The sequence below is a fragment of the Nocardia sp. CA-128927 genome (assembly GCF_050955855.1).
Classification (GTDB): domain Bacteria; phylum Actinomycetota; class Actinomycetes; order Mycobacteriales; family Mycobacteriaceae; genus Nocardia.
The window spans coordinates 1,731,629-1,754,931 of sequence record NZ_CP192087.1; the positions used below are offsets into that span (position 1 = coordinate 1,731,629).

23 protein-coding genes and 1 pseudogene are annotated in these 23,303 nt (G+C 67.2%); 15 read left to right on the top strand and 9 right to left on the bottom strand.

Translation table 11 applies throughout. The annotated features are described in order from the left end of the window. Positions 1-18 precede the first annotated feature (18 nt). From ACQPW1_RS08150 to ACQPW1_RS08165, 4 genes are all read left to right on the top strand, one after another. A complete protein-coding gene (locus ACQPW1_RS08150; RefSeq protein WP_433662112.1) occupies positions 19-1,254 on the top strand; it encodes a sugar ABC transporter permease in 1,236 nt (411 codons plus the stop codon). A 26-nt stretch (positions 1,255-1,280) separates the two neighbouring features. Next, complete coding sequence (locus tag ACQPW1_RS08155) at positions 1,281-2,480, top strand: ROK family protein (RefSeq protein ID WP_433662113.1); 1,200 nt, start codon at positions 1,281-1,283, stop codon at positions 2,478-2,480. Between the two features lie 198 nt (positions 2,481-2,678). Beyond that, complete coding sequence (locus ACQPW1_RS08160) at positions 2,679-3,488, top strand: SAM-dependent methyltransferase (RefSeq protein WP_433662114.1); 810 nt, start codon at positions 2,679-2,681, stop codon at positions 3,486-3,488. A gap of 53 nt (positions 3,489-3,541) precedes the next feature. Further along, a complete protein-coding gene (locus tag ACQPW1_RS08165; protein WP_433662115.1) occupies positions 3,542-4,813 on the top strand; it encodes a diguanylate cyclase domain-containing protein in 1,272 nt (423 codons plus the stop codon). 1 nt (position 4,814) lies between these two features. On the opposite strand, the gene ACQPW1_RS08170 is transcribed toward ACQPW1_RS08165, so the two are convergent. Continuing rightward, entirely contained in the window at positions 4,815-5,414 is a 600-nt protein-coding gene (locus ACQPW1_RS08170) for a TetR/AcrR family transcriptional regulator (protein WP_433662116.1), read from the bottom strand. A 91-nt stretch (positions 5,415-5,505) separates the two neighbouring features. Here ACQPW1_RS08170 and ACQPW1_RS08175 point away from each other — a divergent pair, with 91 nt between their 5' ends. The 4 genes from ACQPW1_RS08175 to ACQPW1_RS08190 all read left to right on the top strand — a co-directional run bounded on the left by ACQPW1_RS08175 (position 5,506) and on the right by ACQPW1_RS08190 (position 8,328). Continuing rightward, on the top strand, positions 5,506-5,958 hold the full coding sequence (locus tag ACQPW1_RS08175) for a nuclear transport factor 2 family protein (RefSeq protein ID WP_433662117.1): 453 nt from the start codon (positions 5,506-5,508) through the stop codon (positions 5,956-5,958). Next, a complete protein-coding gene (locus tag ACQPW1_RS08180) occupies positions 5,955-6,197 on the top strand; it encodes an NAD-dependent epimerase/dehydratase family protein (RefSeq protein ID WP_433662118.1) in 243 nt (80 codons plus the stop codon). The genes ACQPW1_RS08175 and ACQPW1_RS08180 overlap by 4 nt, the downstream gene beginning before the upstream one ends. A gap of 238 nt (positions 6,198-6,435) precedes the next feature. Next, positions 6,436-7,659, top strand: coding sequence for an IS110 family transposase (locus ACQPW1_RS08185; protein WP_433653875.1), 1,224 nt, complete (start codon positions 6,436-6,438; stop codon positions 7,657-7,659). A gap of 48 nt (positions 7,660-7,707) precedes the next feature. Further along, positions 7,708-8,328: an NmrA family NAD(P)-binding protein gene (locus tag ACQPW1_RS08190; RefSeq protein ID WP_433662119.1), complete on the top strand. Its 621-nt coding sequence runs from the start codon at positions 7,708-7,710 to the stop codon at positions 8,326-8,328. Here the strand turns inward: ACQPW1_RS08190 and ACQPW1_RS08195 are convergent. From ACQPW1_RS08195 to ACQPW1_RS08210, 4 genes are read right to left on the bottom strand one after another with little or no spacing between them, the layout of a single operon-like run. After that, on the bottom strand, positions 8,317-8,649 hold the full coding sequence (locus ACQPW1_RS08195; RefSeq protein ID WP_433662120.1) for a DUF4873 domain-containing protein: 333 nt from the start codon (positions 8,647-8,649) through the stop codon (positions 8,317-8,319). The two genes, ACQPW1_RS08190 and ACQPW1_RS08195, sit on opposite strands and share 12 nt — an antisense overlap. Before the next feature lie 8 nt (positions 8,650-8,657). After that, positions 8,658-9,731, bottom strand: a complete 1,074-nt coding sequence (locus ACQPW1_RS08200; protein ID WP_433662121.1) for a 2Fe-2S iron-sulfur cluster-binding protein — start codon at positions 9,729-9,731, stop codon at positions 8,658-8,660. Between the two features lie 2 nt (positions 9,732-9,733). After that, complete coding sequence (locus ACQPW1_RS08205; protein ID WP_433662122.1) at positions 9,734-10,735, bottom strand: AurF N-oxygenase family protein; 1,002 nt, start codon at positions 10,733-10,735, stop codon at positions 9,734-9,736. Further along, complete coding sequence (locus ACQPW1_RS08210) at positions 10,732-11,724, bottom strand: diiron oxygenase (protein ID WP_433662123.1); 993 nt, start codon at positions 11,722-11,724, stop codon at positions 10,732-10,734. The genes ACQPW1_RS08205 and ACQPW1_RS08210 overlap by 4 nt, the downstream gene beginning before the upstream one ends. A 171-nt stretch (positions 11,725-11,895) precedes the next feature. On the opposite strand from ACQPW1_RS08210, the gene ACQPW1_RS08215 reads away from it, so the two are divergent. The 3 genes from ACQPW1_RS08215 to ACQPW1_RS08225 all read left to right on the top strand — a co-directional run bounded on the left by ACQPW1_RS08215 (position 11,896) and on the right by ACQPW1_RS08225 (position 14,248). Then, a complete protein-coding gene (locus ACQPW1_RS08215; RefSeq protein WP_433662124.1) occupies positions 11,896-12,216 on the top strand; it encodes a DUF4873 domain-containing protein in 321 nt (106 codons plus the stop codon). Between the two features lie 31 nt (positions 12,217-12,247). Then, positions 12,248-12,976 (top strand): NIPSNAP family protein, encoded by a 729-nt coding sequence (locus tag ACQPW1_RS08220; protein WP_433662125.1) that lies wholly within the window; start codon positions 12,248-12,250, stop codon positions 12,974-12,976. 174 nt (positions 12,977-13,150) lie between these two features. Next, positions 13,151-14,248: a CSLREA domain-containing protein gene (locus ACQPW1_RS08225; protein ID WP_433662126.1), complete on the top strand. Its 1,098-nt coding sequence runs from the start codon at positions 13,151-13,153 to the stop codon at positions 14,246-14,248. Positions 14,249-14,480: 232 nt separating this feature from the next. Here the strand turns inward: ACQPW1_RS08225 and ACQPW1_RS08230 are convergent. Together ACQPW1_RS08230 and ACQPW1_RS08235 are read right to left on the bottom strand one after the other, a co-directional pair. After that, a pseudogene (locus tag ACQPW1_RS08230) lies at positions 14,481-15,755 on the bottom strand (phthiocerol/phthiodiolone dimycocerosyl transferase family protein). Between the two features lie 127 nt (positions 15,756-15,882). Continuing rightward, the gene (locus tag ACQPW1_RS08235) at positions 15,883-17,142 is read right to left on the bottom strand and encodes a phthiocerol/phthiodiolone dimycocerosyl transferase family protein (RefSeq protein WP_433662127.1); all 1,260 of its coding nucleotides are present in this window, start codon (positions 17,140-17,142) and stop codon (positions 15,883-15,885) included. 277 nt (positions 17,143-17,419) lie between these two features. Here ACQPW1_RS08235 and ACQPW1_RS08240 point away from each other — a divergent pair, with 277 nt between their 5' ends. Next, entirely contained in the window at positions 17,420-17,920 is a 501-nt protein-coding gene (locus ACQPW1_RS08240) for a CGNR zinc finger domain-containing protein (RefSeq protein WP_433662128.1), read from the top strand. 3 nt (positions 17,921-17,923) lie between these two features. On the opposite strand, the gene ACQPW1_RS08245 is transcribed toward ACQPW1_RS08240, so the two are convergent. Together ACQPW1_RS08245 and ACQPW1_RS08250 are read right to left on the bottom strand one after the other, a co-directional pair. Then, positions 17,924-19,285 (bottom strand): DUF2252 domain-containing protein, encoded by a 1,362-nt coding sequence (locus tag ACQPW1_RS08245; RefSeq protein WP_433662129.1) that lies wholly within the window; start codon positions 19,283-19,285, stop codon positions 17,924-17,926. A gap of 39 nt (positions 19,286-19,324) precedes the next feature. Next, a complete protein-coding gene (locus ACQPW1_RS08250) occupies positions 19,325-20,116 on the bottom strand; it encodes a CPBP family glutamic-type intramembrane protease (protein WP_433662130.1) in 792 nt (263 codons plus the stop codon). Positions 20,117-20,527: 411 nt separating this feature from the next. Between ACQPW1_RS08250 and ACQPW1_RS08255 the strand changes: the two genes are divergently transcribed. From ACQPW1_RS08255 to ACQPW1_RS08265, 3 genes are all read left to right on the top strand, one after another. Next, positions 20,528-21,220, top strand: coding sequence for a hypothetical protein (locus ACQPW1_RS08255; protein ID WP_433662131.1), 693 nt, complete (start codon positions 20,528-20,530; stop codon positions 21,218-21,220). 98 nt (positions 21,221-21,318) lie between these two features. Beyond that, positions 21,319-22,674, top strand: coding sequence for a flavin monoamine oxidase family protein (locus ACQPW1_RS08260; RefSeq protein ID WP_433662132.1), 1,356 nt, complete (start codon positions 21,319-21,321; stop codon positions 22,672-22,674). Between the two features lie 248 nt (positions 22,675-22,922). Further along, positions 22,923-23,258 carry a hypothetical protein gene (locus ACQPW1_RS08265; RefSeq protein ID WP_433662133.1) on the top strand — a complete coding sequence of 112 codons (336 nt, stop codon included), beginning with the start codon at positions 22,923-22,925 and terminating at the stop codon, positions 23,256-23,258. The last annotated feature ends 45 nt before the right edge of the window (positions 23,259-23,303 follow it).

The window sequence follows — 23,303 nt, forward strand, 5'->3', positions numbered from 1 at the left end:
CGCCAGCGAGGCGCAGGTATGAGCGCCGTGGTGACCGAAAAGCCGACTATCGCACCGGTTTCCGAGCTAGTGAACACCTACGTGGGACGGGTGCGCAGTGGCGACATGGGTGCATTACCTTCCGTGCTCGCCCTGATCATCCTGTCCTGCGTCTTCTGGGCCGCACGCCCGGTCTTCATGTCCGAGGCCAACTTCGCGAACCTGTTCACTCAGGGCGCGGCGATCGCGGTGATCGCGATGGGCCTGATCTTCGTGCTGTTACTCGGCGAGATCGACCTGTCGGCGGGCTTCACCAGTGGCGTCTGCGCGGCGGTGCTCGCAGTATTGCTCACCGACCGCGGCTGGCCCTGGTACCTGGCGGTATTGGCGTCGCTGCTCACCGGCGTGGTGATCGGACTGACGATCGGCACGATCGTGGTGAAGATCGGCATACCGTCGTTCGTGGTGACACTCGCGGCATTCCTTGCGCTGCAAGGGGTCGCGCTGAAGATCATGGACAACGGCCGCAACATCTCCATCCGCGACGACACCATCCTCGCCATCGCGAACAAGAACGTCCCGCCGCTGATCGGCTGGCTGATGTACCTCGTCCTCATCGCCGGGTTCGCGTTCCTGCAATACCGAAAACTGCGGGCCCGCAACAGACTCGGGCTCACCGGCGAGACCGCGCCGGTGATCGTGGCCCGGATCGTCGCCGTCGCGGTGGTGCTCGGCATCGCGGTGCTGGTGCTCAACGGCGAACGCAGCCGCAACCCGGAACTGCACTCGCTCAAGGGCATGCCGATCGTGGTCCCGCTTATCGCGATCCTGTTGCTGCTGTGGACCTTCGTGCTCAACCGCACCTCCTTCGGCAGGCACATCTACGCGGTCGGCGGCAACGCCGAGGCGGCCAGGCGCGCGGGCATCACGGTGGATCGCGTGAAAATCACTGCCTTCGTGCTGTGTTCGACGATGGCCGCGGTCGGCGGCTTGGTCGCGGCCTCCCGCGCCAACTCGGTCGACCCCAACACCGGCGGCAGCAGCGTGCTGCTGCTCGCGGTCGGCGCGGCGGTCATCGGCGGCACCAGCCTGTTCGGCGGTCGCGGCCGAATGCTGGACGCGGTCCTCGGCGCCGCCGTGGTCGCAGTGATCGACAACGGAATGGGCCTGATGGGCTACAGCGCGGGCACGAAATTCGTTGTGACAGGATTCGTGCTGCTCTTGGCGGCCGGCGTAGACGCCTTGTCGCGCAAGCGCACGCTACTCCGAAGGTAACTCCACCCGGCAGTGAAGGACGGTGAATGCGAGCAGCCCCCTCTCCTGATGAGATCCGCAAGAGCAACCTGGCTGTGTTGCTCCGGCACGTCCATCGCGACGGTCCGGTCTCGCGGGCCGTGCTCGCGGAGCGAATGGGGCTGAACCGCAGCACCATTCTGGCCTTGACGGCCGATCTGGCCGCGGTGGGGCTGGTGCGCGAGGAACTGCCCGGCCAGACCGGCAAGGCGGGCCGTCCCTCGCTGGTGGTGCGGCCGGAGTCGGACCGCGTCTATGTGGTCGCGCTCGACGTCGGCGCCGACCGATTGGCCGCGGCCCGAGTCGGTTTGGGCGGATCGGTGCTCGACCAGGTCGAAACCACCCGCCCACGCGGCACTTTCGACCCGGACGACGTGATCGCCACGCTGGCGGCGATGGCCCGCGAGATGATCGGCAAGGCCGCCCGCGACGCCGTGTGTGTCGGTGTCGGCGTGGCGTTCTGCGGGATGGTGCGCGAGGAGGACGGCGTCGTCCGGTACGGGCCGAACATCGGCTGGGTCGATGTGCCGTTCGGCGCCAGCCTGACTCGGGAACTCGACCTCGGCCTGCGGGTCGTGGTCGGCAACAACGCCAACCTCGGCGCGCTCGCCGAACGCGAACGCGGCGTCGGCGCGGGGCTGTCCGACCTGATCTACCTGCACGGCGACGTCGGCATCGGCGCGGGCATCATCATGGGCGGCCAGTTGCTCGGCGGCGAGGGCGGTTACGCGGGCGAGGTCGGCCACATGATCGTCAACCGGGACGGGCGGCCCTGCGCCTGCGGATCGCGCGGTTGCCTCGAGGTCGAGGCGGGCGAGCTCGGCTTGATCGCCGCGGCCGGGCGCGACGACCCAGCGGGCCGGGCCGCGGTCGAGGCGATCGTGGAGGCCGCCGCCCGCGGCGACTCGACGGCCAGGGACGCGCTGCACCAGGTGGGGGACTGGCTCGGCTACGGCGTCGCCAACCTGGTCAACATCTTCAACCCGTCGATGGTCGTCTTCGGCGGCGTGCTGCGCGAGATCTATCTCGCCTCGGCGGCCCAGGTGCGCAGCCGGGTCGCGGTCGACGCCCTGCTCGCGGTCCGCGAACGCGTGCGGCTGCGCACCTCGACGCTCGGTGGCGACGCGACCCTGCTCGGCGCCGCCGAGCTCGCGTTCACCGAAGTACTCACCGATCCGGTACAGGCGCTGGCCAGGATCCGCGCCTGAAACCGGATGCGGCCTCGCGCATTCGCGGCTCGCGAGCGCTCCGAGCGGGCCAAGCACCGTCGGGCGTGATCTTCCCGCTGGTCACCAAAGCCGACTACTATGCGCAGACCACCGTTCGGGTGATCAAGCACACTGCACTCGAGTGGGTCGGCCGATCTGATGACGGTGATTTCGAGCGTGAGCGAAAAAGGGGTTTCGATGGACAGGCCTGCGTGGGCACCCGAAGGCGTGGATATGCAGCAGGCGAGCCCGGCCCGGATGTACGACGCGCTGCTGGGCGGCTCGCACAATTTCGACATCGACCGCAAGGCCGCCGAGATGGGCAAGACGTTGGTGCCCGACCTGCCCCGGTTGGCGCTGAGTAATCGGGCGTTCTTGCGGCGGGCGGTGCGCTTCCTGGCCGATTCCGGCATCCGCCAATTCCTCGACATCGGGTCGGGCATCCCGACCGCGGGCAACGTGCACGAGGTCGTGCAGGGCATCGATCCCGAAATCCGCGTGCTCTACGTGGACATCGATCCGGTGGCCGTCGCGCACTCGCGCGCGATCCTGCAGGGCAACAGCCGGGCCGGGGCCATCGAGTCCGACCTGCGCAAGCCCGCCGAGCTGCTCGACCGGGCGAGTGCGACCGGGCTGATCGATTTCGACCAACCGGTCGGTCTTCTGTTGGTCGCGGTGCTGCACCTGCTCTCAGACGGCGACGAGCCCATCAAGAAGGTGGCCGATCTGCGCGCCGCCGTAGAACCGGGTAGCTACGTCGCCATCTCGCACCTCACCTCCGAGATGCGCCCCGAGGACGCGGGCAAATTGGGTGCTCACGCAACGGATCAGAGTCGAGTTGGTATCCATTTCCGCAATCGCGACGGGATCGTCGCTATGTTCGATGGATGGGACCTGATCGAGCCCGGCGTGGTCGAGTTGCCGGTCTGGCGCCCGGAGTCCGAGCGGGATCTGCACGAGGCACCGGGCCGGTCGCTCGGTCTGGCCGGCGTCGGTCGAAAGGTCTGAAGCGCGAACACGAGCCAGCAGGGGGTCCCTGAGTGGGGTCGCATGAGCTAGCGATGCGGTGGGCCGAGGCGCTCGATGGCGCGGTGGCCCCCACTCTCACGCGGACCCAGATCGAAGCCATGCTCGCCGGGCTCGGTGAGGCACTCGAAGCGGTGGTGCTCGGTACCGCCGATCTCACCGTCGCCCGCGATGCGGCCTCCGTGCTGGTCGCGGCGAACTATCGGGACGCGGTGGCGGTCAGTCGTTCGGTGGTGGTGATCTGCCATGACCTGGTGGCCGATATCTGCCCGACCCGGACCGAACCGAACTACGAGCGCATCCGAGACCGCGCGGTGATCGCCGCCGCCGAATTCGCGGCGGGCTTCACCGCGGCTTTGCGGGCGGCGGCGCTGGCCGAACAGGAAGCCACGTTGGTCGCGACGCTGGCGGCCGCGCAGGAGGCCGAGGCCAAACGGCAGCTGTCGGAGGCCAGGTTCGCGGCCGTGTTCGCGGGCGCCTCGGTCGGCATCGGCACCATCGACGTCACCGGACGGGTGCTCGACGCGAACGTGGCCATGGCCGAAATGCTCGGTCTGCCAGTGGAAGTCATGCCGGGCCGGTCGGTCGACGAACTGCTCGGCCCGGCGAACATCGGGTACGCCTTCGCCGAGTTGCAGCGGCTGTTGGGCGGCGCGTCCGACCGCTTCCGGCTGGAGACCGATCACCTGCGCCCGGACGGCACCATCACCACCATCGACCTCTCCATGTCGGCTGTGCGCGACAGCGTCGGGCAGGTGCGGTTCCTGATCGGGGTGGCGGTCGACATCACCGAACGCAAGCAGCTGGCCGACCGGCTCTGGCACGATGCCAACCACGACAGCCTCACCGGCCTGCCCAACCGCACCCTGTTCTTCGACCGGCTGGCGAACGCGAGCCCGCCGATCGGCGTGTGTTACCTCGATCTCGACGGGTTCAAGGAGGTCAACGACGTGTGGGGACACACGGTGGGGGACAAGGTACTTCGGGTGGTCGGGCAGCGACTACGCGCGGCCGTCCAGCCGGTCGACGGACTCGTCGCACGGCTCGGCGGCGACGAATTCATCTTGCTGATCGAAAGATGTACGGGTGCAGACAAATTGACCGAAGTGTCCAGCTGGCTGTCGCAGGCGCTGGTCGAGCCGATGGAGGTGGAGGGGCACCTGGTGACCGTCGCCGCGAGCATCGGCACCGTCTTCCTCGACGATGTGCCCACTGCCCCGGATCAACTCATGCACGCGGCCGATACCGCCATGTACCGCAACAAGGCCGCGCAGGGGATGCGCGAGTCGCGGTTCCGGCAGCGGTAGCTCAGCGGGCGTTCAGTGCGCGGAGCAGGTGATCGGCCAGTCGGTCGAGGTAGTCCGGCTCCGCATCGGCATGCCGGACGCTCAAACGCCAGAACATCGGTCCCGCAATCAGATCCAGTGCCATCTCGATGTCGGTATCGGCGGGCAGCTCGTCGCGCTCGATGGCGCGCTGGAGCAGCTGGCGACCCAGGGCTCGCCGTGGTTGCCCGATGGTGGTCCGAACCGCCTGTGCCAGTACGGGATTGCGGCCCGCCTCGGCGGTGAGGTCCGGCAGGATCGCCGCCATCCTCGGGTGGGTGAGCCAGGTGTGCAGGACGTCCAACGCGGCCACGAGGTCGGTGCGCAGTGCGCCGGTGTCGGCGAATTCGGCCAGCTCGACGCTGAACTCGCCGAGCACCGCGACCACCATGTCCTGCTTGGACGGCCAGCGCCGGTAGAGGGCGCTCTTGCCGACGCCGGCGCGTTTGGCCACCGCCTCCATCGACAACCTGGCGTAGCCGTTCGTGGCGAGCTCCGCCATCACCGCCGCGGTGACAGCGGCGGTGATCTGCGGCTGCAGGACCGCGGCACCGGTGGGGGCGCGTCGAGGCTTCTCGTTCATGGCCGCAGTATACGGAGTGGACGATACGGTGCCGTCCCGACTATATTAGGCCGGGACGGTACCGTATCGTCCAACTGAATGGGAGGGCCTCATGCCCCAATCGGCACGCACCCCGGCCGAGGTCGTAGCGGAGGCGTTAAGGCTGCTCCTTGCGCACGACATGGTCGGATTCGCCGGACTCTGGGCGGACCAGGGCAGCATCGAATTCCCCTTCGCGCCGCCCGGGTACCCGGCGGAGGTGGCCGGCCGCGCGGCGATCGAGGATTACCTGCGTGACTATCCGGAGCAGCTCGATATTCGTGCGATCGATGCGCCGACCGTGCACGTGACCGGCGACCCCGAGATCGTCATCGTCGAGTTCGCGGCGGACGGTGTCGCCGTGCGGACCTGGCGGCCGTACCGGATGCGGTACATCGCGGTGATCACCGTGCGGGCGGGCGAGATCGTGCACTACCGCGACTATTGGAATCCGCTCGCTGCCGCCGAAGTGCTCGGCGGCGCCGATGAGTTCGCGTCGTTCGGTGCCGGGGCGGCGAAGCTATGAGCGAGCCGACCATCCTGGTCACCGGTGGCACCGGGACCACCGGAAGCCGAGTTGCCGCCGGACTGGAGGCGGCGGGTACCACGGTGCGGATCGCCAGCCGGAACCCGCAGGGCGACAAACATATTCGATTCGATTGGCAGGATCCCGAGACATACGGTCCCGCACTGGCCGGAGTGGACAGCATCTACCTGCTCCCGCCGGTAGGCACGACCGATCCGGCGCCGATCGTGGCACCCTAATCAGTTCTGGGAGTGAGCTATCCGGCACACTCCTGGTAGTAGCCGGCCGGTAGGTGAGCACTTTCGCACCCTGGACTTCGAGTCCTGGAGAAAGACCGTGCCCCTGCCGGTAGGCCGGGAGAGTTGATCGCTGCTGGGATGTCGTGCCCGCCCGAATGGGCGTGAGCACTGCTTGATTAGGTCGCTGATGGTTCTCCTGCTGGCTGCTCGACGGTGATCGGCATTAGCAATTGGAGGATTGTTGCGACTGTTCGTAGGAGATGACTGGGCTGAAGACCACCACGACGTGGAGGTGATGGACACCGCCGGGCGCCGCCTGGCCAAAGCGCGCGTGCCCGAGGGCGTCGCCGGAATGGCGAGACTGCACGCGATCCTCGGCGGCCTGGTCGACGACGCCGACGAGGTCGAGGTCCTGGTCGGGATCGAGACCGACCGCGGTCCCTGGGTCGGGGCGCTGGTCGCCGCCGGATACACGGTACTGGCGGTGAATCCATTGCAGGCGGCCAGGTTTCGGGACCGGCTGGGAGTCTCGGGTGCCAAAAGCGACGCTGGTGACGCTCACGTGCTGGCGGATATGGTCCGCACCCATTCCCACGAATTGCGACCTGTCGCTGGGGATTCCGCGCGAGCCGAGGCCGTGAAGGTGGTGGCCCGTGCTCACAAGACGATGATCTGGGACCGAACTCGCCACACCCAGCGGTTGCGTCACGCTCTGCGTGACTACTTCCCCGCCGCGCTGGCCGCGTTCGACGACCTCGACGCCGCCGACACCCTGGAACTGCTCGCCAAAGCACCCACCCCAGCTGCGGCGGCCCGGCTCACGATCCCCCAGATCAGTGCCGCGTTGAAGCGGGCGCGCCGCCGCAACGTCGCCGACAAAGCCACCGCTATTGCGGCCGCACTGCGCAGCGAGCAGCTCGGCCAGCCCGAGGTCGTGGCGCAGGCCTACGCAGCCTCGGTCCAGGCGCTGCTGGCGGTCCTGACTGTCCTCAACACCCAGATCAAGACGTTGCAGGGGCAGGTCGAGGCGCATTTTGGGCAGCACCCGGCCGCTGAGATCATCGCGTCCCAGCCCGGTTTGGGACAGGTCCTCGGTGCCCGGGTGCTCGCAGAGTTCGGTGACGACCCCGACCGCTACCGCAGCGCCAAAGCCCGCAAGAACTACGCGGGCACCTCCCCGATCACCCGCGCGTCGGGCAAGAAGAAGGTCGCCCTGGCCCGGTTCGTACACAACGACCGGCTCATCGACGCCCTCACCACCCAGGCGCAATCCGCGCTGATGTGGTCCCGGGGCGCCCGCGACTACTACGACCGTCAGCGAGCCCGCGGTGTCGGTCACTACGCCGCGCTACGCCAGCTCGCCAACCGACTCGTCGGGATCCTGCACGGCTGCCTCAAAACCGGAACCCTCTACAACGAGACCACAGCCTGGCCCGACCCAGCTCAGCAGTCCGCTGCTTGACATTCAAGCTCCTGGGATGTCTTTCTGGACCAGGCGGCGCGGGCCGGCGTGCGACGAGTGGTGCTGCTCGGCTCGTCGGCGGTCAGCGACGAGTCATCAGGGATGGGACAGCTGTACGGCCTGGTGCGCGACGCGGTGCCGGAATGGGCGGTGCTGCGGCCGTCCTGGTTCATGCAGAACTTCGTTGGTGGGCATCCGGTTTCGGTCGGCATTCGAGCCACGGGGGAGATCGTCACCGCGACCGGTGACGGCCGGGTGGCCTTCGTCGACGCGGAGGACATCGCCGCCGTCGCGGTGCGCGCACTGCTGGATCCGGTGCCGCACAACACCGATCACGTGATCACCGGACCGGAGGCGTTGAGTTACGCGCAGGCCGCCGCCATCATCGGCGAGGAGACCGGGCGCGTGGTGCGGCACGAGCCGGTCGGGGTCGCCGAATTCACCGCGCTGGCTCGGGAATCCGGCGTGCCCGCCGACTACGCGGCCTTTCTCGCTGGTCTCGACGACGAGATCCGGCGCGGTGCCGAAGACCGCGTCACCTCGGTGGTGCCGGACGTGACCGGCCGGGATGCCGGATCGTTCCGGGCGTTCATCGCGCGCAACTGGGGCGAGTTGGCGGTCGACATGGCGACGGAAGTTGTTGTGCTGCCGGGTGGTTCAGTGTATTGAGCGCGGGCCCTCGAGCTCGGCCAGGCTGTTCGGGACGAAGAACGGCGGCGTGCTGCGGCCGGAGATGCGGTAGCGGCCCCAGAAATCGAGGTCGCCGATGACGGCGGGCGCCGTGCCGAAGGCGGTGCTGACCTCCCCGGCCGCCTCGTCGCCGACCGCGGCGGCGAGTTCCTGGTTCGGCCGAATTCGCCCGTACCAGCGATAGATTCCGTCGATGCCCTGGAAGTAGCCGCGCAGCATGAGCTCGACGGGGATGTCGGTGCCGTCGATGGTGACGGTCGCCGAGCCCTGATAGTCGTAGTCGTCGGCGGGTTCCGCCATGATCGGTCCTATTGGTCGAAGGCGATGTCGACGTGGTCGGTGAGCGGGACGGATTGGCAGGCGAGGGTGAGGCCGATGGCGAGGTCGGCGTCGACCAGGGTGTCGTTGCGCAGCATTCGGACCTCGCCGGAGCGGACGGTGCAGGCGCAGGCGCTGCACGCGCCCTCGCGGCAGGAGTAGGGCGCGTCGTAGCCGCTGGCGAGCAGGACATCGAGGAGCGGCGTGTGGCGCGGCCAGGGCAGTTCCAGGCGGCGGCCGTCGAGTTCCACCGTTGCGGTGGCAGGGGTTTCGGCGTCGTCGCGGGTGATCACGATCTCGGCGAAGGGATCACCGGTCAGCGACTGGTAGATCTCGGTGTGCACATGTCGCTCGGTCATGCCCGCGGCAATCATCGCGGCACGCGCGGTCTTCATGAATGCCGTTGGGCCGCAGAGGAAAGCGTCGAAGCCGGTGTACGGCCAGAGGCGCTCGGTCAGCGCCTCGGCGGTAGGCAGGCCCATGGTCGACTCCAGCCAGTGGTCGACGATGAGTCGATCCGGGTACTCGGCCATCATGTCGGCGAGTTCGGCGCCGAAGATGACCGAGGGCGCGTCCCGGTTGGCATAGAACAGATAGCTGGTGCCGGTGCCCGCGATCAAGGCGGACTTGATGATCGACATCACCGGGGTGATGCCACTGCCCGCGGCGATCATCAGCAGGTCGGCGTCCAGCGACTTCGGCGTGAAGACGCCGGACGGCGACAGGGTGGTCACCCGCAGACCGGGAACGGCGTTGTCGCACAGCCAGTTCGACGCGTAGCCACCCTCGGTGCGTTTGACGGTGATGATCAGATCGTCGTCGAGATGCGGTGAGCTGGACAGCGAATAGCAGCGGGCGACCGAGCCGGTCTGCTCGCTCGGGATGCGCAGTGTCAGGAATTGCCCTGGGCGGTGGCGGAATCGGGCCACCAGGAGATCGGGCACCTCGAAGACGAGCGACACGGCGTCGGCGGTCTCGCGGATCACCTCGACGATCTCCAGCTCGTGCACATGGGTATTCGCCGTCGCTGCGGGCAGTGGTGCGGCGGTGTGCAGTTCGGTCATCGTCACGCCGTCCGGGACAGTTCGGCCATGATGTCGTCGGGCAGCGCCCTGGCCAGCCGCAGGATGCGGGTGCTGACCGCGCCGCGGACGAAGCCGACCTCGTAGGCGTAGCGCAGCAGCATTTCGCCCGCGAACTTGGAGTTCTCGCGGTAGTTCGGGCTCAGCAGGGCGACGGCCAGTCCGTGTAGCGGGTGGATGCCGACCGAGCGGTAGACCCGCGGCGTCACGATGGCGGGCTGAATCCCGAACACCATGATCGAGAACGCCAGCCGGTGCGCCGCATTGACCAGCTTGCCGTGCTTGGCGATCTGGCGCGCCAGTTCCTCGCGGGCATAGGTGATGTGCCTGGCCTCTTCCAGCACGTGAATCTTGTTGAGCTGACGCATGTGTGGCTGGATGCGCGGATCGTCCATGTTCTCCCGCTGCAACCGATCCAGGGTCTCCTCGACCAGCAGCAGCCCGCCCATGGTCGCCGGTCCCATCGGCGCGAGGCCGATCAGCCGGACCGCTTTGAACAGCGGCTTGGGCAGGAACGGCTGATAGGCAGGCAGGCCCGACTTGTTGATGAGCCTGCTGAACATCGTGGAATGTCTTGTCTCCTCGCCGACTTCGGTCAGCGCGTACCGGCTGTGATCGTCACCGGGGTTCCCGTGTTCGAGGAATTGGCGCAGCAGGAACGCCGACAGCCCGGACTCGACGATGATCCCGAAGCTGAGGGCGCTGACCGCCTCGTGCATGCCGAGGGTGCGGCGCTGCTCCTCGGTCAGCCTGTCCCACAGGTACGTTCCGTACAGCGTCTGCCGGTGATCGAGCATCCACTTCTTGTCCGGATCGAGCGGGGCGTCCCAGTTGATGTCGACCTCGCCGTCGTACGCGCGGTCGGCCGCCGAGCGCAGCAAGCGCTGGGCGGTCTTCTGCCGGTCACCGACGTTCTTGCCGCGGGTGGTCGACATACCCGCGGTGCTGACCGCGTGCCGGTGGGGCGTGGTGTCGTGGGTGGTCATCGCTGCCACCTCGTGGTGGAACCGGGCCAGACGCGGCCCAGCCGGAGAATGGTGGTGGTCAGCGGGCCGCCGAACAGCCCGACCTGAATGCCCTGGCGCACAAAGGAATCGGTGAAGGTGCGGGCCGAGTCGGCATAGTGGCTGCTGAGCAGGGCGGTGGGCAGTGCGTGCCTGGCTCGCACCCCGGCCGCGCGATAGGGGCGCGGCGCGATGAGCGCCGGGTAGAGCACGCTGGTGGCCGCCGCGGTCCAGAGTGCGGCGACCGCGTTGGAAACCCGGCCGTGCTCGTCGATTTCGGCGATCAGCTCGTCCTGGGCATAGGCCAGGTTGCGTTGCGCCGCGACCCGATGGATCTTCATCAGCTGGCGCAGGTGCGGCTGGATATCGGGGTCGTCGGCGATCGTCGCGGCCAGGTCGTACATGGCCTGCTGGATCAGCAACGTCACCGCGGCGGTCGCGGTGTTCTTCGGCGTCAACAGCACCAGTCGCGAGACCACCTGGGCGAGCACCGGCCGTCGATAGGGCGCCAGGCCGCTCTTGTGCACCATCCGGCCGAACATGGCCATGGTGCGGCTGTCGGCGTGGATGCTGGCGAGCGCGGCGCGCGTCTCGTCGTCGGCCGGGCCGGAGGCCTCGATGATGTCGCGGAACAGCAGCATGGACCGGGCGGCGTCGGCGTAGATGGCCAGTGTCAGCAGGTTGGCCAGCTCGTACTTGGCGAGGGTCGCGCGCTGTTCGGTGCCCATCCGGTGCCACAGCCAGGTGCCCTGAATGGTGCTGAGATGTTCGGGCAGCCAGCGCTTTTCGGGATCGATCGGCGCCGACCAGTCGATGTCCAGGTCGCCGTCGTAGGTCTCGTCCGCGGCATCGAGCAGTAGCCGCCGTGCGCTGAGTTTGCGATCGGTGACGGTGCGCCGACGTCGCACCGGTGCGCCCGAAGTGGTGGTGGGCGAGTGGAATTCGATCGGCTCGGGGCTCGGCGTTCCCATCGTGATCGGCTCTCTTCCGGGTCACGCGCGTGCGTCGCCGGCCTCGACCCGCAACGGCGCGAAAGTTGTATCCGGTACCGCTGGTACCGACACCCTTGAGTCTGGAACCACTGGTCGGTATTGTCAAGATTGTCTGAGACACAGATTAGTCTGTTCGAAAAGGTGGACGCCATGGCGCAGCGCAGCGCAGCCGACCGCAGCCCGCACGACGGCGCCGACTACCACGGCACCGCGACCCTCGTCGTCCGCGGCGTGGAAGTGCCGGTCCGCCTGGAGATGCGCGGCTATCCGGAGCCGACCGACGGCGTCTACCGCTGGGTCGGCCGAGTCGACGCCAACGACGCCCTTACCGAGGTACTCGGCGACGAACAACGAACCGCCTGCGTGATCCGCACCGGCGACGACGCCCGCCCCGCCGTAGTCGGCGACCGCGACCTGTGGAATCGCTACCGCATCATGGGCAAAAGCACCCCGCCCTACCCACTACCCTGAAGCTGTCGGTGCCGGATGGCACGGTTACCGGATGACTGAAAATGTTTGGCCGGTAGTCGAACTCAGGCAGTACACGCTGCGTCCGGGGACCAGGGACGTGCTGATCGAGCTGTTCGATCGTGAGCTCGTCGAGACGCAGGAAGCCGTCGGTATGCGCATCGTGGCGCAGTTCCGCGACGAGGACGATCCGGATCGATTCGTCTGGGTTCGCGCCTTTCCCGACCTGGCCACGCGCGGTGCCGCGTTGACCGCCTTCTATGTGGACGGGGCGGCGTGGCGCACCCATGCCCCGGCGGCGCGGGCGACGATGGTCGACACCGACAATGCGCTGCTGCTCCAGCCTGCCTCGGCGACCGCCGGTTTGGCGTTGCCCGATGGGCGTCCCGGCGTGCACGCGACCGACCTACCGGAATCCCGTGTGCTGGCAACGATTTACTACCTCGATACGCCGCAGGCGGAGTTCGCCGAGTTCTTCGACAACCAAGTCCGGCCGGTCCTTGCGGAGGCCGGTGCGTCGCCGATCGCCTGCTACGTCACCGATCCCGCCCCGAATACCTTTGCGGCGCTTCCGGTCCGCACGGAGTCGGTGTTCGTCTGGTTCGCACTGTTCGACAACGCCGATCGACGCGCCGAGCATCTCGAACGCCTTGCTGCCACGCCGACGTGGACCGAGGATGTGTACCCGCAGATCGCGAAGCGGCTGTCCGGCCCGCCCGAACAGCTCCACCTGGCGCCGACGGCGCGATCCATGCTGCGCTGATTCGACAAGAAGGTGTCCCTGTCGACACGCCCAGGGGAATTGTGCAATAGCGAAGGAACTGTCCGACCGACCACGGGGCGGGTTTTGGTTCTGTTAGAACCGAAACGACTGAGACAGTGCGTCGGATAGGCGCCGTCTCGACCCGGAGTAGTCGTGCCGAGAGTGGTTGGTCAGATGAAGATCTCGTCTATATCGATGATCGGTGTCGTGTTTCTGGGCGCGCTGTGCGGGGTGCCGGGGCGCGCGGTGGGCGATACCGGGTCGGCGGGGACGGCGCCCGAAGTGTTCACCGTGACGACCACTGCGGATGGGGCGGCGGCGAATCCGTTCGAGGGTCGATGTCGGACCGATTCCGGTGAGTGCACGTTGCGGGCGGCGGTGCAGGCCGCGAATGTGCGGCCGGGCAGCACCATTCGGATTCCAGAGGGGCGGTATGTGCTGACCATTCCACCGAACTTCTGGAACACCAACGGGCCCTTGATCGATCCGGCCACCGGCGATCTCGATGTCAACGCCGACACCATCATCGAGGGTGCGGGGCAGGATCGCACGATCCTCGATGCCGGACACCGTGATCGGGTCGTGCTGACCACCGCGCGCGTTTCGATCTCGGGGCTGACCCTCACCGGCGGCAATGCGACGGAGCACGAGATTCCGCTGTTCGAGACCGGTGGCGGCGGAATCGCCAACTCCGGCAAGCTGATTCTCGATCATGTGACGGTCACCGGGAACGCCGCCGACTACGGCGGCGGCATCTTCAACATCCCCGTCGCCGACATGAAGGCCACCGACAGCGTCATCACCGCCAATGCGGCGGGCGAAGCCGGGGGAGTCCGCTGCGACAACACCTGCACCTTCACCCGCACCGAAATCACCGACAACCGCGTCGTCAACCCGCGCACCAAGTGGTATCGATTCGGCGGGTTCGCGGGCCGCGGTGGCGGACTCGATATCCGCGGCGTCGGCGAGGTGGTGCTGATCGACACCCTCGTCATGGGTAACAGCGCCGATGAGGGCGGTGGCGGCATCAACGTCGCCCCCGGCTATCTCGACACATTGCCGTACCAGTTCACCGATGTCTTCAATCCCGGTATGGGCCACCTGATCCTGCGCGGTTCGACCATCGCGCAGAACACCGCGGGCCTCGGTGAACAGAACTGTAAGAAGGTGTTCGCCGTCATCCTGTCCACCGGCGGCAACCTCAGCAACGACCACTCCTGCGACCTCACCGCCGCGGGCGACGAGGTCCGTCCGGACGCGGGCGCACGCTGAAACCCGCACAACCAGAAAGAAATTCGCGATGGGTTCGTTCAATGTAGGCGACTGGATGACGGTCCTCGGTCAAGCTTTCGCCTGGGTGATGTCGATGCTGGTGTCCGGCGCCACCGCCGGATCGTCCTGATCAACTGGCCTGCCAAGACTTACGCCGCGACTACGCGCAGGCGATCGCCGATGCGGCCGGTACGACGGACCTCGGCACATCACCCCGGAGCTGTTGCCCCGGTTATGACAGCACGCCGCGCAGCTTCGTCGCGAAGCTGTCGACGTGGCGTTGCTGTTGCGCGGCAGCCGCTTTCGAGTGATGGATCTCGATGCTCAGCCGACCGGCGAAGGCGCTGAGAATGCAGGCGCCACCGCCGGGTTGCGGCGGTGCGGCGGTGTCGGCCACCGAGGTGATGGTGGATCGGAAGTCGTTGATACGCAAGTCTTCCGGCACCCGCAGCGCTGGCACCCTGCCCCAGTTGGTGACGATCACCATGCCGGGAGGCGATGCGGTGACGGTCTCGGCCATGTCCGGCATATGCAGCGGCGTCTGCTGCACGATGCCCGCGGCCAACGCGCCTTGCAGCGATTCGCAGATAGCCCGGGCGAGCTCGAGCAGCCCGGTGGACTCGGTCGGGGTGAAGTTGGCGAAGCCGAGCAGATTGGTGCCATCGGTCAGGCCGACCGTCGGTGTGATCCGGGTGCGCAGATCGACCGGGTAGATTTACAGGATGTCGGTCAGCGGCAATTCGCGAATCTCGGCCTCGCTCAACAGAACTGCCGCGGACACCAGTCCGTTGATCGTCACGCCCTCCCGATGCCCGAGCTCGACCAGCGCCGCCGTCTCGGCCACCGTGAGGCGGCACCGCGAGACGTGCGGCGCGGCCTGCCAGCCGTCCTCGTCCGCCACCGGTTCGGCCCCCGCCGGTGCCTCGGTGGCGACCGTCGGCTGGTCGGCGGAAACCGGGAAGGTCATCTTCTCGATGCCGCGCTCGGCCAGCAAATCCTCGATGGACGCCGGGTATCCGCGCACTTCCCGATCGAGCGAATGTCCGGCAACGGCGTCGGTGTAGCACGACCACAGCTCGGCCAGCACGGCCAAGGAGTGGTAGGCGTCCGCCACGCTGTGGTGCGTCATCAGCGTCACGCTCGCCGTATCGCCGTCGCGGACCACGCAGACCGCACTCAGCGCGGTCCGCTGATCGAACTTCTGATCAATCACCAAGCCGCCCGAATCGTCGTCGACCACGGAGGTCTCCGGCGTGGCTCCGGTCGAGGCGACAAGATCGTGGCCGCCGTCGCCGGATGGCTCCAGTCGCGCACCGAACACCGGGTAGGCGCGCACGATGGCCTCGTATGCTTTGGACAATGCCGCGAGGTCCAACCGGCCGGACACCTCGATCGCGTAGCCCACATAGGCTCCGGCGCCCGCGAACATCAGTTCGCTCGGGGCCAGCGGGCGGATAACAGTGGACATGGTCATAGAGCTCCCCTTCATCTGTGACGAGTTGCGCATGCCAACGGACGATCGAAGCCGCTGCGCGCACGCCGGAGCAAGCAGGAATTCCGGCCGCCGACCATTATCCGTGAACCGGATTTCACCAACGTCTCAGTGCGGTTTCGCGGTCGAGGCGCGAAAGTGGCTAAGCGGCGCCGGCCACCCGGACCGCATCCAGATGCGCCGCGAGCAGGCGCACACGCCGTCGCTGTTGCGCGGTGGTCTCCACGGGATGATGGATCTCGATACTGAGCTGGTCATCGAACGTGCTGATGATGATGGTGCCGCTCGGCTGTTGCAGCCGATGCCCGGCCTTGTCCGGCTTCGCGATCATCACCGTGCGAAAGTCGTTGATACGCAGCCCTTCCGGCAATCGCGGCCGATCGATCCGGCCCCAGTTGGTGGCCAGCACGATGCCGGGCGCGCGCGGCGGTGGCGCGGACGCGATGTCGGGGATGTGCAGCGGTGTCTGCTGCACGACGCCGCTGGCGAGGCCGCTGCGCAGGGCGTCGCTGATACCGCGGGCCAGGCCGATCAGCGTCGAGCCCGAGCCCGGGGCGGGGACGAAGTCGGCGAAACCGAGGACGTTCGTTCCCTCGGTATGGCCGATCGTGGGGGTGACCCGGTTACGCAGGTCGACCGAATAGGTGTAGCTGAGTTCGGTGAGCGGCAGCTCGCGCAGTTCGGCCTCGGTGAGCAGGATCGCGGCCGAGGCCAGCCCGTTGATCGTGGTCCCCTCGCGGTGCGCGAGGTCGGCGAGCGCGGCGGTCTCCCGCTTGGTCAGACGGCAGCGTGCCGTCAGTGGTAGTAGATACGAATCGTCGTCCGCGACAGGCTCGGCGATGCGCGGCGCTTCGGCGACCAGCAACGGTCGCGCGGACACCGGCAGGCCGGACATCTTTTCGACGCACCTGGCGAGCAGCAGATCCTCGACCGCGTCCGGAAAACGGTGCGACGTCAGCCGCGGTGCCCCGCCGCCGCTGATCTCGGTGTAGCAGGACCACATCTCGGCGAGCACCGCGAGCGAGTGACACGCGTCCGCGACGCTGTGGTGGGTCACCAGCGTCACCCCGGTGCTGTGCCCGTCGCGGACCACGCACAGCGCGGCGAGTGCCGTGCGCTGGTCCAACCGCGCGCCGCTCAGTAACTGTTCGGGATCGCCGTCGACGACGGTGATTTCCGGCGTGCTGCCGGGTGATTCGACGAGGATGTGCCCGCGCCCGTCCGGCTCGAGATGCGCGCCGAGAGCCGGATAGGCACGCACCACCGCGTCGAATGCGGCGGAAAGCGCGGCCAAATTCAACCGACCGGACAGTCGCATCGAGTAGCCGACGAGAACTTCACTGCCGGCGAAGATTTCCTCGCTCGGTGCCAACGGCCTGATGACGGTAGCCGTCGTGGTCATGTCGACATACCCTCCACATGAGACTGCCCATCGAGGCTAGCTCGAATACCGGGCCCTGCACGGCCTTTCGGGGTCATCGCCTCTGTGTGGTGTATCGCGCATACCGAACGAGCTGTTTCCGGTCGTTGCCACAACGAGACCATGCTCGGCGATCAGCCACTGACCGCACACACAGCGCAGATAGCGGACCGAGCCGTGCGCGGACACGACCGTCGGAGTCGGCCAGAAACAGGAGGGGCAGGTCAGGTCCATTGCCCCAGCCTGATGTAATGACCTAGTGCATTTCAACCCTTACGGTGGCGCGGCCGCCGAACTCGCCGCCCGGCTGGTGAACGCCGACCCGGACCAGGACCTGCGGGCGCTGCTCGCCGCGGCCGATTACAAACCAATCGGTACGCTCACGGCCGCGCAGGCCGCAGAGCTGCGCGGGTGGATCGGCGAACTGAACGCGGTGTTCGACGACCCCACGGTGCACCGGCTCAACGCGCTGCTCGCGAAAACAACCAGTCAGCCCTACATCTCGACGCACGACGACCGGCTGCCGCATCTGCACTTCGCGCAGGAGACCGCACCCGTCGACGAACGCGTCAAGGCGTACACCGCCGTCGGCCTGGCCACGCTGTTCTGCGACGACCCCGATCGCATCGGCCGGTGTGCCCGCGCCGGGTGCGACAACGTATTCATCGACACCTCCCGCAACGGCAGGCGTCGCTTCTGTTCGTCGCAGTGCTCGAACCGGGTGCACGTGGCCGAGCACCGGTCCCGGCGCGCGGGCTGAGCCTCAGTACGCCTTCGTCGCCGCGACGATTCGCTCGGATTCGATTGCGGTGAGCAGGGTTTGGTGATCGTTAGTGGTCTGATCGGCGTAGGCGATGGCGAAGTCGATCATCGCGCGGTCGAAGGTGTCGCTCGACCCGAGATACGAGGCGATGGCGACGCGGTCGCCGGAGCGCGCGTGTGCGCGGGCGAGGGTGTGGCCGCACAGCGCCGAGTAGTCGCGCAGGTAAGTGCGTGACATTTCCTCGATGACCGGAGAGCCCTTCATGTCGCGCAGTTGGCGCCAGTAGTAGTGACGGCCGTCTGTGCCGGTCGCCCAGCCCAAGAAGATGTCGCTCGCGGCCTGGGTGAGGCGCTGCCCGTGCACGACTCGATGTCCCTGGTTGCGGAACTTGCTCGCCGCAGTGTGTGGCGCGAGTACCGACTGCTCGGCCTCTTTCGCCTGCAGGAACAGTGGGCTGCCGCTCATTCGCCCGGCCAGCAGGGCGACGAAGCAGCGGGTGCCGACGCTGCCGACGCCGACCACCTTGACGGCGAGGTCGAGCATTTCGTGCCGGTCGAGCAGCACCCGGCGCTCCTCGGCCAGGGAGCGGCGGTATTCGCCGAACACCTTTTGGATAGTTGCGGCGTCGATTTCCCCGATCGGGATCAGCAGCGGCGGCCGGTGCCGGATGCGCGGGACACCGTCGACATCTGGCTCGGTCAGTTTCTCCAGGGCCTGCAGGTTGGTGCGGGCCCGCGCCTCGGCGAGCGCTTGCTCGACGCCCTTGCGGCGCTTGGGTTTCTGGGCCAGCGTCGCCAACTGGTCGGCGTCGATCTTCTCGTACCAGACGGCCAATTCGCCGAGGCCGGACAGCCGGATCATCGCCTCCCGGTACGCCATGGCCGCGGCGCCGACCGCGGTTTCGGCATCGGTATCGGCGAACCCGTTGGCCCGCGCGGCGACCGCGATGCTGGCCGCCAGCCGCTTGACGTCCCATTCGAAGGGGCCGGGCAGGGTCTCGTCGAAATCGTTCAGATCGAAGACCAGGGCGCGTTCCGGCGAGGCGAACAGGCCGAAATTGGACAGATGCGCATCACCGCACAGCTGGACCGTCAGTCCGGTGTTGGGGGAGGCCGCGAGGTCGGCGGCCATGATCGCGGGCGCGCCGCGCAGGAACGGGAACTCACCCGCCGCCATCCGGGCGTACCGGATGGGCACCAGCTCGGGCACCCGCGTCTTGGCCTGGCGTTCGAGCACGGCGATCGGGTCCGCACGGTCGGCGGGCGGCTCCCACACCCCGAGTGACCGCCGCCCGACCCGCTTGCGCGCCCGTCGGCCCAGTTCGGCCGCGCCCGGTTCCACAATCGCCAAGGTGTCCGCCATCGTGCCAGTTTGTCACTGGTTGGCAACCGGCGAGCAAATCTACTGCGAGTGTCGACCTCTTTCGCGCCACCAGGACGCGAAGACGATGACGCCGAGCACCAGCATCGCGAGGGTGATCGCCGCGCGGAGCGGGCCCATCGGAACCACCGCGACGTTCAGGTCGTAGAGGACGTGGGCCGCGATGAACGGCCAGATCAGTTGGACGCGGAGGTACGCGTAGCGCAGCAGTGCGCACCAGACCAGGACCATCAGTATCGCGGCGGGACCGTAGTAGAGATGGAACGGCAGTCGCAGCGCCATGAGCACCGCCAACTGCGCGGGCCAGGCCCAGCGCAGGCGGAGCATGATGGCCATCGGCAATGCCAGCAGGATGGTCTCCTCGACCAATCCGGCGCGCGCACTCCAGGTCACGCCGTCCCAGGAGGACATGGCGCCGATGGGGTTGCCGTCTTCGCCGGTGACCCACTCGGGAAAGGTGCCGAGGCTCAACAGGCCGAGCCACATGGTGAGGTAACCGGCGCCCATCGCGCCGAGGAAACCCGCGCGGGTCGGCTGACCTGCGCGCAGGCCGAGGTCAGCGCCGGTCAGACCGAGCCATCGGTGCGCGACCCAGAGCGCGAGCGCGGCGAACGGGAAGGCGGCCCAGCCCGCGATGCGGTAGGCGTTGGCCGGGAATCCGGTCCATTGCGGGTCGGCCCGGTCGATCAGCAAGACGATGGCAACAACGGTGGGCGCACCGAAGGTCAGCACGAAGGCGATGATTTGCAGAATCCAGGCTTTGACCGCCCACGATTCGTCGATAGTCGAAACTTCAACGGATTGTGAAGTCATCACGCCTTTCCTGGTGGCGGAGATATAACGATGATCGGAAATTAGCATAGAGATTTCGCATTGCCGCATCGCTATGTCTGCAAGTCGTAACTCGGCGTCGAAGATGCTCAATTGTTATGTAACGCAACGCTCGTCATTTGTGTTGCGGCATGGCATAACTCACATCCGCCACGACGGCTTGCTCGAAAAGTGGTTTAGCGATTGGAGTTGTGTCGATGAAAACATAGGCTGTGCAGCATGATTCGGTAGATCGCTGCCGCGCCTTTCGGCGGTCATCGCGGTCGGATCCGAAAGGTTCTCCGGATTCGGCGGAAATGAATCCAAGGTTCTTCTCAGCAATCGTTGCTTTGCTGTGCATGGCGGTTCGTGCCGGACGCCTTCTCGAAACAGAAGACTACGAAGGATATTCGCGTGGCTAACAAAATGACTACACGCAACACGAAGCGTCATATTCTGACCGCCGTTGCGGCGGCGGTAGCGGTGGGTCCGGCGGCCTTGATCGCGGTCCCGGCGTCCGCGGAGCCGCAGGCACCGGCCGCCCGGACCACAACGGCTATCGATGATGACCGCTATGACCGCGAAGGCTATGACCGTTGGGGCTATGACCGGCGCGGCTTCAACAAGTCGGGACGCGACCGCGACGGCTACGACCGCTCCGGTTACGACACCTTCGGATATGACCGCAGGGGGTTCGACAAGTCCGGTCGCGACCGCAGCGGATACAACAATTCCGGTTACGACAGTAAGGGTTTCGACAAGTCCCGTCGGGATCGTGACGGCTATGACCGCGACGGCTACGACAGTTTCGGTTACGACCGCAAGGGATTCAACAGTTCCGGACGCGACCGCTTCGGCTATGACCGCAACGGTTACGACCGCGCAGGCTTCGATCGATATGGATTCGACCGCAACGGTGTCGACCGTCAGGGCCACCTCCGCGGTGGCAATGGTCAACGGCCGCAGCAGGATCCGCCGCGTCCAGCTCCTGCTCCCGCGGCACCGCTACCCGAGCCGGTGGAGCAATTCCTGCGCCAACTGCCGCCGCCCGTCGAGCAGGTGGTGCGCCCGCCGGTCGAGGCGGTGTTCCGGCTGCTCCCGCGCTGACCGGATCCGGCACCGCGGCATCGGGTTCGGTGAGCGGTTGCGCATCGGCGGACTGTGATCAACAGTGGTGTCCAACGGTGTAGTGACGGGAGGCCGACATGGACCACGCAGACGTGGTTGTCGTCGGTGCCGGATATGCGGGACTGTCCGCGGCGCGGGCACTGCGGGCGGCTGGACGCGAAATCGTCGTGTTGGAGGCCAGTGACCGCGTCGGCGGCCGGGCGCAGACCGATCGGATCGCGGACGACTGGGCCGTGGATCTCGGCGCCCAATGGATCTCCGGCGGTCACACCCGCTTTGCCGCATTGGCGCAGGAGTACGGCGCCGAAACGTACGCGGCACCGTCCGATGGCGTGAATCTGCTGGTCGAGGGTGCCGTCCGGCGTCCATTCGCTGGTGCCCGACCGCCGCTGCCGCCACTCGTGCTCGTCGTTCTCGGACAGGCCATGTGGCGGATCGAGCGGTTGGCCGCGCGCATCGACCTGGCCCGGCCGTGGACCACCCCGGGTGCCGATCGGCTCGACGCGATGACCGCGGCGACCTGGCTGCGCCGCAACCTGCCCGAGCGCCGGGCCAGGCACCTCGCCGAGGTGATGATCGGCGAGGAACTGTGCGTCGACGTCGGCAGCGTCTCGATGCTCGCCCTGCTGACCACCATTCGCGCCGCGGGCGGGGTCGAGGCGGGCGTGACGGCCGAGACGGTCACCCGGCTGTTCGTCGACGGTGCCGACGGCCCGGCCCGCTCGATCGCCGCCGAGCTGGGTAGCGCGTTGCGGTTGAACGCTCCGGTCACCTCGATTCAGCAAGCAGCGGAAGGTGTTTCGGTGCGCGGCGAGTTCGGTGAAGTCCGTGCTGCGCAGGTGATCGTCGCGGTGCCACCCGCGCTGGCCGGGCGGATCGCCTACGACCCACCGCTGCCTGCCGCCCGCGACCACCTGACCCAGCGGATGCCGATGGGGTCGGTGTTGAAGGCGTTCGCCGTCTACGAGCGACCCTTCTGGCGCGACAATCGACTAACCGGCCAGGCTTTGAACCTGCACGATCCGGTCCCGGTGACTTTCGACGCCACCCGTCCAGGCGGACCGGGCTGCCTCGGCGCTCTCGTCCCGGGCCGCGCGGCCCATCGCCTCGCCGCACTCTCCGCCGACGAACGCCGGACCATGATCGTCGGCTCCCTCGTCCGCGCCTTCGGGATCGCGGCGCGCGATTCGATCGACTGGCGCGAGAAGGTCTGGGCCGACGACCCGTACACCCGCGGCGGTTACGGTGCGTTTTTCCCGCCCGGTGTGCTGACAAGTATCGGTTCCGCGCTGCGCCAGTCAATTGGCGCGATTCATTGGGCGGGTAGTGAAACCGCCACCGAATGGGCCGGTTATATCGAGGGTGCCGTGCGTTCCGGCGAACGTGCGGCCGCCGAGGTGCTTGCGACGCACCGTGCCGCGACCGTGGGTTGACGCACCGATTCCGGTGTCGGGCTGTGGTTTACGGACACCGAACAACGTTGCAGTTTCAATAGATGGTCGTTCGTCCAGTTGAGATTTGAATCATAGGCCGATTGAGAATGTCTGTATATATCTGTTTACGCTTTCCTGACGCGGCGCGCGATTTCCGGACCAAAAAGGCGCGGTTGACCTGGGCGAATGGCGGATAGTGATCTCCGTTATGTTGACTGAGATTCTGCCGTGCGCGAACTATGGACCGCATGGCACATCTAGCAAACGTTCAGCAAAGCCTGGTGTGGCCGAGCCGCACCTTCCCGGCCGCGCTGCTGGTGTTGTGCTCAGTGCTGGTCGGTGGTTGGTTCGTCGAGCCCGGCGCGGCAGTCGCGGAACCGGAGCTGTCCGGTTGCACCACGGACCCCTCGGTTCCCAATGAACTGACGGTCACCTGTGACCCCGGCTCCGGCGTCGGCGAGCACGCCTTCATTCGCTGCCGCGATCTGCTCGGCATGCCGCACACCCACATCGGCGCAACCATCGGTACCGGTGGCGGATGGTCCAGGGCGAATTGCGCCCCGGCCGAAACCGGTCCGGTCTGACCCGGGCGGGGCTTCGACCCCGATATCGCCTTCCGCGCCTCGCCC

Excerpts from the sequence above, each read along its gene's own strand:
- ACQPW1_RS08150 (WP_433662112.1), top strand. The coding sequence starts at position 19 with ATGAGCGCCGTGGTGACCGAAAAGCCGACTATCGCACCGGTTTCCGAG.
- ACQPW1_RS08155 (WP_433662113.1), top strand. The coding sequence starts at position 1,281 with ATGCGAGCAGCCCCCTCTCCTGATGAGATCCGCAAGAGCAACCTGGCT.
- ACQPW1_RS08160 (WP_433662114.1), top strand. The coding sequence starts at position 2,679 with ATGGACAGGCCTGCGTGGGCACCCGAAGGCGTGGATATGCAGCAGGCG.
- ACQPW1_RS08165 (WP_433662115.1), top strand. The coding sequence starts at position 3,542 with ATGCGGTGGGCCGAGGCGCTCGATGGCGCGGTGGCCCCCACTCTCACG.
- ACQPW1_RS08170 (WP_433662116.1), bottom strand. The coding sequence starts at position 5,414 with ATGAACGAGAAGCCTCGACGCGCCCCCACCGGTGCCGCGGTCCTGCAG.
- ACQPW1_RS08175 (WP_433662117.1), top strand. The coding sequence starts at position 5,506 with ATGCCCCAATCGGCACGCACCCCGGCCGAGGTCGTAGCGGAGGCGTTA.
- ACQPW1_RS08180 (WP_433662118.1), top strand. The coding sequence starts at position 5,955 with ATGAGCGAGCCGACCATCCTGGTCACCGGTGGCACCGGGACCACCGGA.
- ACQPW1_RS08195 (WP_433662120.1), bottom strand. The coding sequence starts at position 8,649 with ATGGCGGAACCCGCCGACGACTACGACTATCAGGGCTCGGCGACCGTC.
- ACQPW1_RS08200 (WP_433662121.1), bottom strand. The coding sequence starts at position 9,731 with ATGACCGAACTGCACACCGCCGCACCACTGCCCGCAGCGACGGCGAAT.
- ACQPW1_RS08205 (WP_433662122.1), bottom strand. The coding sequence starts at position 10,735 with ATGACCACCCACGACACCACGCCCCACCGGCACGCGGTCAGCACCGCG.
- ACQPW1_RS08210 (WP_433662123.1), bottom strand. The coding sequence starts at position 11,724 with ATGGGAACGCCGAGCCCCGAGCCGATCGAATTCCACTCGCCCACCACC.
- ACQPW1_RS08215 (WP_433662124.1), top strand. The coding sequence starts at position 11,896 with ATGGCGCAGCGCAGCGCAGCCGACCGCAGCCCGCACGACGGCGCCGAC.
- ACQPW1_RS08220 (WP_433662125.1), top strand. The coding sequence starts at position 12,248 with ATGACTGAAAATGTTTGGCCGGTAGTCGAACTCAGGCAGTACACGCTG.
- ACQPW1_RS08225 (WP_433662126.1), top strand. The coding sequence starts at position 13,151 with ATGAAGATCTCGTCTATATCGATGATCGGTGTCGTGTTTCTGGGCGCG.
- ACQPW1_RS08235 (WP_433662127.1), bottom strand. The coding sequence starts at position 17,142 with ATGACCACGACGGCTACCGTCATCAGGCCGTTGGCACCGAGCGAGGAA.
- ACQPW1_RS08245 (WP_433662129.1), bottom strand. The coding sequence starts at position 19,285 with ATGGCGGACACCTTGGCGATTGTGGAACCGGGCGCGGCCGAACTGGGC.
- ACQPW1_RS08250 (WP_433662130.1), bottom strand. The coding sequence starts at position 20,116 with ATGACTTCACAATCCGTTGAAGTTTCGACTATCGACGAATCGTGGGCG.
- ACQPW1_RS08260 (WP_433662132.1), top strand. The coding sequence starts at position 21,319 with ATGGACCACGCAGACGTGGTTGTCGTCGGTGCCGGATATGCGGGACTG.
- ACQPW1_RS08265 (WP_433662133.1), top strand. The coding sequence starts at position 22,923 with ATGGCACATCTAGCAAACGTTCAGCAAAGCCTGGTGTGGCCGAGCCGC.